This window comes from Desulfurobacterium thermolithotrophum DSM 11699 (assembly GCF_000191045.1).
GTDB lineage: Bacteria > Aquificota > Aquificia > Desulfurobacteriales > Desulfurobacteriaceae > Desulfurobacterium > Desulfurobacterium thermolithotrophum.
This window is the reverse complement of record NC_015185.1, coordinates 1,279,156-1,292,933: the sequence shown is the minus strand read 5'-3', so window position 1 is coordinate 1,292,933 and position 13,778 is coordinate 1,279,156. Positions and strand designations below refer to the sequence as shown.

The window sequence follows — 13,778 nt, the reverse complement described above, 5'->3', positions numbered from 1 at the left end:
AAAGCTTATTTTAGAATTAGAATAAATTTATCCCTCTTTAAAATTAAAACTATAAAATAAGAAATTACAGCAATAAGAAGAGTAGCTAAAACAACAATTAGTTTTGATGAGAAGGAAGAAGATAAAAAGTAGAGCTTTGTACCGATAAAAGAAATAAAAGCAACAGGAATTGAAAGAACGAAGTAATTAAAAAACATTAAAAAAACTCTTTTAACGAGATCTCCTTTCTTTTCCAAGTTATAACATAGAATCAGAACGTTTAAAAAAGAAGTAAGACTTGTTCCAAGTGCTAAACCTACAACTCCAAAACCTAAAAGAAAACAGAAAATAACATTTATAAAAAGATTAAAAATTAGAGTATAAGCTGAAACTTTTACAGGAAATTTGTACTCGTCCAAAGAGTAGTAGGCATTGGTAACAATCTTTTCTATAGAAAAGAAAAAAAGACCAAACGAATAACCTATAAGAACTAAATAAGTTTCGTTTAGAGCTTCTTCTGTAAACTTTCCGTGGTTAAATACAAGGTCAACTATGGGTTTTCCAAAAAAAATAAGACCAACAGAAGCAGGAATAATTATTGCTGAACAAAGAAGAAGACCTGTTATTAACTCTTTATAATGATTCTTTTTTTCATTAGATTTTTTGGCAAGACGAGGAAGTAAAACTTGAGAAAGTCCAACTGCAAACATTCCAAGAGGAAGCTGAACGAATCTATTGGCGTAATAAAGGTAGGAAATTGCTCCAGCCTTTAAAAAAGAGGCAAGAACAGTATCTATGAGCATGGAAAATTGCCTTACGGCAAATCCAAATATTCCAGGAATTATGTTTTTAAGAGTTCTTTTTACGTCTTTAGTTATCTTAAATCTAGGTTTGATTAAAAAGTTAAATCTTTTCAAGAAGATAAGTTGAAGAAGAACTTGAAGTATTCCTCCAGCTAAAACTCCAACTGCAAGAGCTCCAACTGAAAGCTTTTCAGAAAGCAAAAGTGCAGAAAGTATTATTGCTAAATTAAAAAGAGCTGTTGAGATTGCTGGAGCAAAAAAGTGTTCAAAACCGTTTAGAATACCTCCATAAAAAGCTACAAGGCTAACAAAGAAAATGTAGGGAAACATTTCTCTTAATAACTTTATTGTGATGTCAAGATAAATTTCTGGAAGTCCTGGAGCGACTACTTTTACAATGAAAGGAGCTATTAGTTCACCTAAGAAAAGGGTCAAAAGTAAGGAAACAAGTAGAACTGCAAAAAAGCTTTCTGCAAAAAGCTTGGCTTCATAGGTAGATCTTTTAAGCTTTTTAGCAAAGGCAGGAGTAAAAGCAGAACTAAAAGCACCTTCAGCAAATATTCTTCTTAAAAGATTCGGAATTCTAAAAGCCACGAAGAAAGCATCTGTTAAACCGCTTGCTCCAAATAAAGTTGCTATTACAATGTCCCTTATAAGTCCAAGGACTCTGCTAGTAAAAATAGAGAGTGATACAATTAATGTTGATTTGAATATAGATTTCATAAAAGGAATTATAAAAAATGAAAGTATGTATTATAGGTGCAGGTGTTGTTGGTAGTTATCTTGCTAAGAAGCTCTCAAGAGAGAACCACGAAATAGCTGTTATAGATGTTGATTCTGCGAAGGTAGAACAACTTTCATATAGTTATGACATTCTTGGTCTTCCGTGTAATGCTCTTGACGTAAACTGTTTAAAGAGAGTGGAAGATTTTGATCTTTTTATAGTTGTTACTGAAAATGAAGAAAAAAACGTAGCAATAGCTGTTCTCCTAAAGGCAGTTTTCAATAAAGAGAATGTAATCCTTAGGGTTAGCAATAAAGCGTTTTCTTCTCCTCCTGTAAGGGACTTTCTTAAAGTAGATACAGTAAACGTGTTTTCTGAAATAACACAAACTGTCTTATCTATTGTTAAATATCCTTTTGCCCTTTCAACTGTTAAACTGGAAAATGAAGAGCTCATCATATTTAAATACTTAGTTAAAGTAGAAGATTCTCTTGCTGGTAAGCAGATACAGGAGTTAGGAGAAACAAGAAACAAGGTTGAGTTTACAATTGTAGCTATAGAAAGAGAAGGAAAGATAATCATTCCGCGGGGAGAGAGTTTTATATATCCTGATGATAAGATTTATGTTGCTGTTAATGAAGGAAAAATTAAAAGTCTTGTTGAAGAACTTGGAATAAACTACTCTCCGATAAAGTCTGTTTTTGTTTTGGGATATTCAAAGCTCACAGAGGAACTTCTAAGTAAGTTGTCTCAATTTAAAGAGGTGAATCTCAAATTTGTATCTCCTCAAAAAGAAATTTGCGACCTTGTTTCTGGCTTATTCCCAAGTATTACTGTTTTTCATGGTGAACTTACAGATGTTGAACTTTTAAAGTCTGAAAATATTCAAAATAGCGATTTAGTTATTTCGCTTACAGATGATGAAGAAGCAAACATTTTGTCGTGTATTTTGGCTAAAAATTTAGGGGCAAAAAAGGCATGTGCTTTAGTTTTTCATCCAGAGTATGAAGTCCTTGTTGAATCTATAGGTATAGATGCACCTATTGTTCCAAGAAAACTTTTGGCGTCAAAAGTTTATAAAAAATTAAGTAAAAAAGGAGTGCTTGATATTGCAGAAATTTCAGAAGATATAGATATTGTCGAAGTAGAAGTTGACTCTTCACTTTCTGGAAGAAAGATATCTGAAGCAAAGCTTAAAAGTTGTAGACTTATAATAGCTGTCAAAAAGGGAGAAAAACTTTTTATTGCAAAAGGAGATACGGTTTTAGAAAATGGAGATAAACTTATCTGCATAGGAAAAAAAGGATGAGAATAACAGTCGTTTTTAGATATGTAACTTCTTTACTTTTTAAACTTTCTTTATTTTTTCTCATTCCAGCTTTTTATTCTCTTTTTACTGGAGATGGTTTGTTTTTTGATTATCTCTATCCAATTTTACTATGTCTTTCTGTTTTCCTTGTAGGAATTCAATTTAAAAAGGAAGAATTAAACATAAAGGAGTCTATTTTATCTGTTGTTCTTATATGGTTTTTGTTTCCAGCTCTTTCAGCTCTTCTTTACATGGAAACGGGAGCCATTCCTAATTTTTTTGATGCTTACTTTGAATCAGTTTCTGGTTTTACCACGACAGGAGCTTCTATTTTAACAGATATAGAGTCTCTACCTAAAAGCGTTCTGCTATGGCGTTCTTTAACACACTGGATAGGTGGTATAGGTTTTGTTGTCTTTTCTCTCTCTATTTTACCTGCCTTTGGAACAGGTGGGGCTCAACTTATGCGATTTGAAGCTTCAAAGGCAGTAGAAGAGAAAGTCCTTCCAAAAGTTAAAAAAGTTGCAAGAGCTATTTTAATTGTCTATTTATCCTTGACTATTTTGGAAATAGTTCTTCTTAAACTTTGTGGCTTAAGCTTTTATGAAGCAGTAAATCATACCTTTGCAACAGTTGCTACAGGAGGTTTTTCTACAAAAAATGGAAGTGTTGGAGAATTTAACTCTTTTTCTGTAGAAATGGTAATAACTATCTTCATGATTTTAGGTTCAATTAATCTTTCTCTCTATTATAGGGCTTTTAAGAGGAAAAGCTTAAAATCGTTTTTTTCGTACTATGAAGTAAAAACATATCTAATAATTATTTTCTTATCCACTCTTTTTGTAACTTTTATGCTTTTTGAAGATGGAGTTTATTCAGATGTAGTTACTGCCTTTAGGTATGGATTCTTTCAGGTAGTAACTGCAGCTTCAACTACAGGTTTTGCTTCTACTGATTACTCTACGTGGCCTTCTTCAGTTCTTGCTCTTTTGATGATTTTGGCACTCATTGGAGCAACAGCAGGTTCAACAGCAGGAGGCTTAAAGCAGTTCCGATTCATAGTTATGATAAAGACGATGTATAGGGAGCTCTATAAAACTGCACATCCTACGCTTGTTTATCGCGTTGCTCTTGGTAATAGGCTTCTTGATGTGTCTGTTCTTAATACCATTTGGGCCTTTATATCTTTATACTTTATAACTACAATAATTTTTGGTTTCATTATCTCTCTTTCTGGTTACGACCTAATAACTTCTTTTTCTGCTTCAATAGCATGTATAACAAGTCTTGGTCCAGGTCTAGGAAAAGTAGGACCTGCAGGGAATTTTTCTTTCTTTTCAGATTTTGATAAGTTTCTCCTATCGTTAGAGATGATCTTGGGAAGACTGGAGATATTCTCTATACTTACTCTTTTACTTCCCTCATTCTGGAAAGATTAAGTGGACAAAAGCTTCAACATCCTCAGGTTTTGAAAATAAGTAAATAGGAACATTAAGGAGTTCTTTTAAAGTTTTATAGTTTGTTCTTGAACTTTCGTCAACATCTCCCCTGTGATTGAGAATTACTCCTTTTACATTAACTCCTTCTAATTGACATATTCTTACAGTTAAAAGTGTATGGTTGATAACTCCCAACTTATTTAGTGCAACGACTAAAACTTCCATATTTAATTCTTTTGCAAGGTCAAGGAAAGTATATTTTTCTCTTATTGGAACTAAAAGACCTCCTGCTCCTTCAAATAAAGTTTCTTCATAGTTTTTAGAAAAAGAAAGGATTCTTTCTTTTATTTTTTCTATAGAAATTTCTTTATTTTCAATTTCAGCAGCAACAGATGGAGCAACAGGAGTTTTAAAGCTGTAAATTGGATCTATACTTTCTTTGCAAACTGCAGAAATTTTCCTTGCATCTTCACATATAGGTCTGCAGCCTGTTTCAACTATCTTTAGTGCACAAATATTTCTACCAATGTTTTTCATGTACCTAAGAATTGAAACCGTAACAAAAGTTTTCCCTACTCCTGTATCAGTTCCTGTTACTAAAATCATCGCAGGTATGCACTTTTAATATTTTTGGTATTTTGAATTATCTTTTTAAGTTCTAGTTCCTTTTTACTTAAAATTCTTGATAAATCTTCAAAATAAGACATAAGAGCTTTGGCATCCTCAGGACTTAAGCTCTTCAAAAACTCTTCATTATTTAACCTTTTAAGTTCAAAAAGAGCTTTTTCGAAATCATCATTTTCTATCAAGATTCTTAATTTATCTATTAAACTTTGTTTTTTATTCCTTCCCATCCTTCCTTCAAGGTTTCTAAAATGTAGATAACGTCACTTAGAAGCTTTTGATCATTTTTAGCATTTATAATAACTAAAGAATGAAGAATAAATTCATATAAATCTCTAAGATTTTTTGCTATATCTCCTCCATTTTCCATATCCAATGAATCATTCAAAACTCTAATAATTCTTTCTGCTTTAACAATTGCATTAATCTTTCCCTGAACATCACTCTTACTTATACAATCGTCAACTTCTTTAAGAAGTACTATTACTTTTTCGTAAAGAAGAATGACATGTTCAACAGGCGAGGCTGTTTCAACCTGCATTTTTAAATAGGGATTAAAAGACATTTATCCGCTCCTTTCCTTATCTAGTTTGATGGTAAAATAGAAGTAGTTCCAAATGTTGATGTAAGTTTTGCCTTTATCTGATTCATTTCTTCTTGAAGAAGTTGAACTTGAATTAACTGCTGCTTAAATAGTTCTATTTGAGAATTAATAAGTTTTTGCATGTTTCCTATTTGATCTTCCAAAAGCGTTTTCTGATTATTTAAACTGGTTTCTTTGCTTTCAACAGGACCTCTAGGATCTTTGAGATAAAGTAGGTAATCATATAATGATGTTTTAAGATCGCTAATGACCTGAGATACAGTAGTAGGAGAATTGTTTAGCATCTCGTCGAGTTTAGTAGTGTCTACTGAGATGTGTCCTGTGTCTTTATCAACGGAAAAAATTCCCAAGTTTAAAAGTGGTTGCATTCTTGAAAGAATTCCAGATCTTATAAACTGTAAGGTTGTTTCTCCAGATAAACTTCCATCTTTACCGCCTTCTGTTTGAACAAAATCTACAAGTGCGTTGTAAGATGAAATGAATTGATCTAAAGCATCTTTAAAAGGTTGATAATTTTTCTCAACGGAAATAGTTGCAGAAGTATTTTCCTGTTTTACGGTAAATTGAACGCCAGGAATGGCATTACTAAAAGTATTTGTAGAACTACTAATATCTGAACCGTAAATTGATACTACTGCGTCTTGAGCTGTTTGAACATGACTTGTTGTATAGTTAGTTCCCAGCTGAAGTTGATCTAATAAATCACCCGTTCCTGTTTCATCTATAGAAATTACATTACTGCTTCCTGTATCAGCACCGCTTAAAAGAAGTCTGTAACTGGAACCGTCAAAGATAACAGATGCTTTAACTACACTTTGGGCATTATTTATTGCAGTTGCGATTTCCTGTAAAGTCGAAGGTTTTGTAGAATCGGAAGTATTAGTATCATAATCTATAGTAGCGACAACACTTCCTGCATACGAGATTTGAATAGTACCGTCGGCAGTAGCAACAGCAGAGGATAGGTCTGCAACTCCAGCCTGAGAAAGCCAAACATCATTCTTGGCTAGTTGTTTTACATCAACCGTTACATTTCCTTCAATTGCTGCTGCCGAATCAGTTATAGTTGCTGTAAGTACGTTTTCGTTAGATACTACCACCTGCTTTTCATCTAAAAGAGTAGAAGAAGTTAAAGTATTAAAGGCATTATATATGTCATCTATTTTACTAGCAAAACTTTGAAGAGCTGAGATCTTTTTATCTAAAGTACTTTCTTGGCTTTGAAGTAGTAAAATCGGTTGCATCTGAGCTTGATAATAAGCATCCAGTATTTGCTGATAATCAAACGTTCCAGCTAAATTACTAATATAGATTTCCCCAGCCATAATCTATTCCTTTTAAGCTTTTTCATTGTAAAGTAATCCTGCTATTTCATCTAGGTATTTAGCTATTTTTAATACATACTCAGGAGGAATTTGTCTTATAATTTTATTTGTTTCTTTATCTATTACTTTTACAACAACTATATCTGTATCTTTGTCTATTTTTATTTGAAGCTGGGTATTAAGCATTGATAATTTTTTCTTTAGATCTTCTATCACTTTTTCTATGAGTTCAGGAGATAATTTATCTTTTTCCTTTTCTTTTTGAATGTTAACTGTGTCTATATTTCCATGTTTATCCACTAACTTTTGATTTTGAACTTCCAAATTTTGAGAATTCATTTGAATAGATGATTGCACATCCGCTATAGGCTTAACATCCATTTCCAACCTCTAAAGTACTGTTAAAGGAAGGGAGCTAGCTCCCTTCCTTGAATTTTACTATCTAAGAAGCTGAAGAACAAGTTGTGGAAGCTGGTTAGCCTGAGCAAGCATAGCTGTACCAGACTGCATGAGAATTTGATTTCTTGTAAATTCAGACATTTCTTTAGCAAAGTCAACGTTTCTAATTCTTGATTCTGCTTCTTGAGAGTTAATTCTTTGGCTTTCATTATTTGTAATGAGTTTTTCTAGTTCAATTTGGTAAGAACCATATTTTGCATTAAGTTTATCTACTTCTTTAATAAGAGCATCAACAGTACTAATAGTAGCTTCAGCTTTTGTTTGGCTTGTAACATCTAAAGTATATCCAGTGTTTCCTAAAGTAATTGTTGATGGAGCACTTGTGTCAGCGGCAGCTGCAGCTGATGCTGTTGCACCTTGCATTAAAAGTTCCTGACCGGATCTACCACCATAATGTATAGTAAATGTCACGGCAGTTCCTGAGCTAAAAACGTTTATACCGTTAAATTCTGTGTCTGTAAATATTTTTCCGATAACGTCTACGAGTTTGTTAATGTCTTGCTGAATAATTTGCCTTGTTGCACTATCTTGTGAATCGTTAGCAGCTTCAATTGCTTTTGCTTTAATATCATTGAGAATGTTATATACATTAGTAAGAGCAGATTGAGCAATTTGAGCTATTGAAATACCATCATGAGCATTTCTTGTTGCTTGTTCAAGAGATACTGCATACGTTTTAAGTTGGTCTGCGATATAAAGACCAGCAGCATCGTCGGCTGCTCTATTAATTCTATAACCTGTAGCAAGTCTTTCAAGAGACTTATTCATGTTTGCTTCTGTTTGAAGCAAGTTAAAATGTGTAAAATCTGACTGGTAGTTGTAGTTAATTCTTAGAGCCATAACTTACCTCCTCTTTAATTTGTTTCTATTATTTATTATCGGAGGTTAATCTATTTATTTTAGAGTTAATCTCTATAATTCCTGACTCACGAAGTAAAGAATTAACATGTAAGGCTACATTAAAGTCTTTATTGAGCTCAAGATATTTTAAGTAGTAAGAAAGTGCTTCTTCTATCATCCCTTTGTTTTCAAATAATTTTCCTTTATATAGGTAAGATATTGAAAAGTCGGAGAATGTTTTTACATACTTTTCTATTTCTTTCCAAAGTTTTTTGTTTTCTAATTCTTTAAAAAGAAGAAATACCGTTAATTCGTCGGGATATCTCATTACTAATTTTTTTATAGTTTTCAATCTATCTTTATTAGAAACTGCGTAAAAAAGAAGACCTAAATTTCTTCCCTTCTTTTTTTTCCATTCTTTTTTTAATTCAGATTCGTAATCTTCACTGATTAAGTCTTCTGATAGTATTATTTTTTCAAATTCCTTTAGCTTATCAGAAGCGAATGACATTTTTATAAAAAAAGGATTTTTCTGCGATTTATCAAAAAGCTCAGCAGCTTTTCTAAGATTTTTTAAAGCTTTTTTTAATTTATTTTGTTCTTTATAAAAGTGATAAGCTAATATATAAAAGTCAGGAACTTGAAAATCTTTTTCTAAAACTTCGAAAAGATATTTTTCAAATGTTTTTTTATCTTTCATCATTTTTAAGATATTAAGTAAATAGTTGTACACGTATATAAAAAAGAAACCGAATTTTTCCTCTTTTTCTTTTGTTAAGTATAGGAACTCTTCAGCAGCTTCTTTTGCTTTTTGTAAGTATTCTTTATTTCTATAAGATAGTATTGTATATGTTTGGACAAGATAAAAAAGCTTTAGGATGTATTCATGACTACCTTTTTCTAGGGTAGAAATTTCCTGTAAGAGGAGTTTTAAATTCCTTTCTGCTTTTTCTAATTGAACTTTTGGATCTGCATATCCATAGTGCTTTACAAAAACAGGGATTCCTATTGCTTCCTCAACATTAGGAGTTTCATGAACTTTTCCAACCCATCTAATTCCATTTTCATTTCGGTGAATGAATATGTGAGACGAAATTCCTTTGATATGGCCGGAATTATCAAGATTTTTAATGCCGATCATTACAGCTTTAATTTCTATTGGTAGCTTTCTTAGAAAAAGAAGAGCTTTTTTATATTCATCTTCTTCAAGTTCAAAATCAGCATCAAAATGCCATATCCAATCTCCAGCTGCTTCTTCCACAGCTCTATTCCTGGCATCAGCAAAGCCTTTCCATTCATGTTCTACAACCTTGCAACCATACTCTTTAGCAATTTCCTTTGTTTTGTCGGTGGAACCGGTATCAACAAGAATTATTTCATCAAATTTACCTTTGAGACTTTTTAATAGTCGAGGAAGATTTTTTTCTTCATTTTTTGCAATTATACACGCGGAAATTTTCATTTGTACCCCGAATAATTTACTAAGTTTTCTACTTCCTTTTCAAGTTCTTCTATCTGAGAAGTAGAGAGTTCTTTTTCAAGTTTTCTTACTTTTTCTTCCTTTTTTTCGTTTACCTTTTTACCTATTTCTTGATTTAAAATTTCTACAAAGCCTTCAAAATTAGAGTAAGGAAGAAGATTCATACTTTTAATTAAGGACATAACTCCATTAAAACACAATATCTGTGAAAATTCTATATCGTATACTTTTCCATGTCTTTTTAAAACTTCTTTCTTGAAAACTTCCATTCTTTTTTCTATTTCAAGACAATACCAATAGCAAAGTTGATAGTCGTGAAGTTTTTGCCAATCCTTGATAGGGAGGAAAACTCCTTTATCATCTGGTTTAAGATAGTACAAGAGAGCAAGGGAAGTTTTGCCGGGAATTGTATTGAGTTCAAACAAACTTTTTGCTACTTTTCTTTTTTCTCTTCTCAGGATAATTAACTCAGGAAGAAAACCTAAATCAATCAGAGGATAAAAGAAGCCTTTACAAAAAAGGTGACTTGTTTCGCAATAAACATTGTGAGGAGTTTTAGCAATAAAAGGAAGTTTTTCAAGTACCCAAAACTTTACTGCCAATTCTGGTTTTTCAAGAGCTAATCGCATTACATCTACAAAGTTTGGTTCGGGTTCATGAAATGCAGAAATATTAGGAACAAGAGAAAAAATTTTAGAAAGATAGGCAGTACCACTTCGTCCTGTTGTTACAGTAAAAATTAATCTTTTAGTGCTAAGTTGTTCTTTTAGTCTTTTAAAAAATTTCTTTCTTTTAAAAGAAGTTATTGATTTTGAATATATTGTTACTTCCATGTCATCAATCCACATGACTACAAGTTTTTTAATTATTTAGACTATTTACTAATCTTTCAATAAGTCCTTTTACTTCTTTTTCTCTTCCAGTTTCTTTTGCCATGCCTATAAGGTTGTAAAGATAGTCTTTGCTTAAAGGATTCATTGTAACAGCTTTATAGAAAAACTTGTAAGCTTCGTCAAATTCCTTTTGTATCCATTTAATAACACCAAGTATATTATAAATAGGAGCTCCGCTATAAAAGTTTGTAACTTCCTGTATAGCAGTTATGACCTCTACGAGCTTTCCTTCTTCAACAGCTTTTTCTAGTTCCTCTATTAATGAAGAAATTTTGTCTATGTAAAATGTCATTTCCTCTTGATCTTTTTTAGAAACACCTTGCAAATCTGTAATTAGTTTTCTAGCTTCATCGAATAGTCCCATATCTATATATGTTTTTACTAACTGTCGTAAAGTTTCTTGGTTATGAAAAGTTAATAAAGCTCTTCTATAGTAATCGGTAGCATTAAAATAATCATAATAATGTACAAGACGCTCTCCCACTATTGTAAGAGCTGTAGCTTCAGCTATTTCCGGTTTTTCATCCCAAGAAAGGAATGGAAAAATTTCCGTTTTCCAATCAAAATTTTTTAAGATTAATTCTCTAACAACATAACTTCTATAGGAAGTGTCTATAAATGAATCATAAATAGTTTGGTTGACATAACTAAATTCAGAAAGTCTTAATTTTAGTTTTCGTAAGTTCCTGTATATGAACTCATAAAACTCATAATCTGCAAAATTCTCATTAAAATAATTTAAAAAAATGAGAGAAGACTTCTTTACTAAAATTCCCCATTCTGGAAGGAATTCTTCAGCTGATAGACTTTTTACAAGATCTACTTCCTTTCCATATAAATCATGATAATTTTTTATGCTTTCTTCACCAGAAAATTGGATTATGAGATTGGGATAGACTATATCTGCATTAGTTTCTTCCATTTCTTCTAAAAGTTCTTCAATAGTGGAATCTTCTAATGAGCAGCCTGAATTTAAGAAAAGTAAGAACTCGGAAGATGCAGTTTCAGCAAGTTTGTTCCTTAGTATGGCTTTATTATTACTTTCAATGTTAAGAAATTTTACTGGAACAGAAAGTTCTTTGAATTCGTGAGGAATTTCTGTTTCTTTTCCAGAAAAGATTATTTCCTTTATGTATTCTTTATTTTCTTCTAAGGAATCTAGTAAATCGCCATTAAATTCTTTGTTCGTAACTACCAGAACGCTAACTTTTTCTTCCATTTCTTTCCTCCGAATAAAACATGATAGAAACAGCGTCTTTTAAATATTTAAAAAATATTTCGGAATGTCTTGGTTTTAGGAGTAGATAATTTCTTCCTTTTTCAAGAGCAAGCACCTTACTTATCCTTCTAAGTTGTAAATATTCCTTTAAAATTTTATTATCGTCTTTTAAGGCACGAAATTTAGAGGAAAGGTCTTTTTTTCCTAAAATGTTAAATGTACCATCGTAAATTGCAGAAATTAGAGCTCTTAAATTTTTCTTTTTAGAAAAGAAGTGCTCATAGGCAAATTTTAGATTTTTAATTATAAAGGGATAATCTGCTTTTCTTTTAAAGAAATAAATTAGATTTCTGTAAAAATAGTAAACTTCTATAGGAGAATTCGGAAAGGTCTCGTTTTTATTTTTGTGATAAATAGTAGCATACGGAGTATAAATGGGTTCAATACCTATCTTCTGTAATTTTTCATGAAAATCGTTGTCCTCAAAATAGAGAAAATAATTTTCATTAAATTTTATCTTTTTAACTACATCTGATTTTAAAAATATATTAGCTCCGGATAGGAAGAAAACCTTACGTATTCTTTGAGGATAATCTGAAAAAGGTCTATAATTAGCTTTAAATCCATCGTATTGAAGTTTATCTCTTTCCAAAGAATCTTTCATTTTACAGGTTACAACAGGAACTCCAGTAAATAAAGAGGTTTTTAAAAGTTCTAAAAGTGTGTTTGATTCTACTTCTACATCTGGATTTAAAATCCAAATATATTCGCAGCTATCTTTGAGAGCTAAGTTAGTACCAAAATTTATACCTGCTGCGTAACCAGAATTTTTTCTATTTATTACTGTTATTTTCTCTTTAGACAAAATTGAAACTGATTTCTTTAAACGTTCAAATTCTTCTTTGTCTTCGGAATGATCTATAATGTACCAATGAAAATTTTGATAAGTCGAATTGAATAAACTTTTTGCCATAATATATATATCGTTAGAAGAAAAGTAAGTAACAGTGACAATTCCAATTTTTGGTTTTCTTAAAATTTCTTGAGCTACATGACGGAAATCTATATCCTTATCTAAAAACTTGAACATAAACCTATATTTAGGGTTTGTTGGTACAAAAGCTGCAAAATAAATTGCATCTTTATCAGCCCAAAGTTTCTCAGGAAGAGGAACTTTTCCAAATCCATATTTTTTAACTAGTTTTTCTGCAAATGTATTTTCTGTTAATTCTTTGAGTTTCTCGGCTTCTTTATTCTTTTTAAAAGATACATGTCCTTGATGATAAATAAAAAGATCTTTAGGGAGAATAAGTTTATATCCGTGTTCTCTTAATTTTAAAGAGTAGTCTAGATCATCCATTCCCAAAAAGAGTTCTTTATCAAACTTACCAACTTCCTTAAAAACTTCTTTCTTAGTTGCTAAGAAGAAACCAACAAGAAAATTTTTCTCCTCAAATTGCCCTTTGTATAGATTTCTTAAGTGTTCGTTAATCAAGTTTACATATCTGCAGAAGTCTTCATCTTTAAGAATTTTAGCAAGGTTGGAAAATCTTAGTATATTTTGAAAATCAATAACATAATTTGAAATTGCACCTACTGCTCCAACCTGTTTTTCTTTGAGATGTTCGTAAACAATAGTAATCCAATTGTTTGGAAGGACAGTATCGGGATTAACAAAAGCAAGATAGTTATGTTTAGATATCTTTACTCCCTTATTTATCGCTGCTGCATAGCCTATGTTTTCTTTAAGGCTTAAAATTTTTATATTCTTAATATTGTTTTCTTCTGTAAATTTTTCAACTAAAGAAAGAGTTTCATCTTTTGAGGCATTATCAACAATTATTATTTCGTCTCTATCAGTTATAGAAGCTTTGAGAGACGCAAATAAAGGTTCTATAGTCGAGAAAGAATTATGAGTAACGACTATAACAGAAAAAGGAGGTCGTATGTACTTTTCATTTGAGGTTGATTTAGATAATCTCTTTTTATAAATTTCCAGTAGGTTCTTTATTATTTCAATTCTTTCTTTTTCAGAAAATTTAAGTTTAAGATATTTAAAATCTGTCATTAAATTTTCAAT

General features: G+C 31.3%; 13 protein-coding genes. 2 read left to right on the top strand and 11 right to left on the bottom strand.

From position 1 onward, the window contains the following. Positions 1-5: 5 nt before the first annotated feature. Complete coding sequence (gene murJ, locus DESTER_RS06665; protein WP_013638887.1) at positions 6-1,505, bottom strand: murein biosynthesis integral membrane protein MurJ; 1,500 nt, start codon at positions 1,503-1,505, stop codon at positions 6-8. Positions 1,506-1,522: 17 nt separating this feature from the next. On the opposite strand from murJ, the gene DESTER_RS06660 reads away from it, so the two are divergent. Beyond that, positions 1,523-2,815, top strand: coding sequence for an NAD-binding protein (locus DESTER_RS06660; protein WP_013638886.1), 1,293 nt, complete (start codon positions 1,523-1,525; stop codon positions 2,813-2,815). Further along, positions 2,812-4,254, top strand: coding sequence for a TrkH family potassium uptake protein (locus tag DESTER_RS06655; protein WP_013638885.1), 1,443 nt, complete (start codon positions 2,812-2,814; stop codon positions 4,252-4,254). The genes DESTER_RS06660 and DESTER_RS06655 overlap by 4 nt, the downstream gene beginning before the upstream one ends. On the opposite strand, the gene bioD is transcribed toward DESTER_RS06655, so the two are convergent. From bioD to DESTER_RS06605, 10 genes are read right to left on the bottom strand one after another with little or no spacing between them, the layout of a single operon-like run. Then, entirely contained in the window at positions 4,237-4,860 is a 624-nt protein-coding gene (bioD, locus tag DESTER_RS06650; RefSeq protein WP_013638884.1) for a dethiobiotin synthase, read from the bottom strand. The two genes, DESTER_RS06655 and bioD, sit on opposite strands and share 18 nt — an antisense overlap. Next, complete coding sequence (locus DESTER_RS06645) at positions 4,857-5,108, bottom strand: hypothetical protein (RefSeq protein ID WP_013638883.1); 252 nt, start codon at positions 5,106-5,108, stop codon at positions 4,857-4,859. The genes bioD and DESTER_RS06645 overlap by 4 nt, the downstream gene beginning before the upstream one ends. After that, positions 5,081-5,443 (bottom strand): flagellar export chaperone FliS, encoded by a 363-nt coding sequence (gene fliS, locus DESTER_RS06640; RefSeq protein WP_013638882.1) that lies wholly within the window; start codon positions 5,441-5,443, stop codon positions 5,081-5,083. Before fliS ends, DESTER_RS06645 begins: the two co-directional genes overlap by 28 nt. A gap of 20 nt (positions 5,444-5,463) precedes the next feature. Next, positions 5,464-6,807, bottom strand: coding sequence for a flagellar filament capping protein FliD (gene fliD / locus DESTER_RS06635; RefSeq protein WP_013638881.1), 1,344 nt, complete (start codon positions 6,805-6,807; stop codon positions 5,464-5,466). Between the two features lie 12 nt (positions 6,808-6,819). Next, positions 6,820-7,188, bottom strand: coding sequence for a flagellar protein FlaG (locus tag DESTER_RS06630; protein ID WP_013638880.1), 369 nt, complete (start codon positions 7,186-7,188; stop codon positions 6,820-6,822). 57 nt (positions 7,189-7,245) lie between these two features. Then, a complete protein-coding gene (locus tag DESTER_RS06625) occupies positions 7,246-8,106 on the bottom strand; it encodes a flagellin (protein WP_013638879.1) in 861 nt (286 codons plus the stop codon). Between the two features lie 28 nt (positions 8,107-8,134). Further along, positions 8,135-9,568, bottom strand: coding sequence for a glycosyltransferase family 2 protein (locus DESTER_RS06620; protein ID WP_013638878.1), 1,434 nt, complete (start codon positions 9,566-9,568; stop codon positions 8,135-8,137). Continuing rightward, positions 9,565-10,419, bottom strand: a complete 855-nt coding sequence (locus DESTER_RS06615; RefSeq protein WP_013638877.1) for a hypothetical protein — start codon at positions 10,417-10,419, stop codon at positions 9,565-9,567. Before DESTER_RS06615 ends, DESTER_RS06620 begins: the two co-directional genes overlap by 4 nt. Before the next feature lie 28 nt (positions 10,420-10,447). After that, the gene (locus DESTER_RS06610; RefSeq protein ID WP_013638876.1) at positions 10,448-11,698 is read right to left on the bottom strand and encodes a glycosyltransferase; all 1,251 of its coding nucleotides are present in this window, start codon (positions 11,696-11,698) and stop codon (positions 10,448-10,450) included. After that, positions 11,682-13,766: a glycosyltransferase family 2 protein gene (locus tag DESTER_RS06605; RefSeq protein ID WP_013638875.1), complete on the bottom strand. Its 2,085-nt coding sequence runs from the start codon at positions 13,764-13,766 to the stop codon at positions 11,682-11,684. The genes DESTER_RS06610 and DESTER_RS06605 overlap by 17 nt, the downstream gene beginning before the upstream one ends. Between the last annotated feature and the right edge of the window lie 12 nt (positions 13,767-13,778).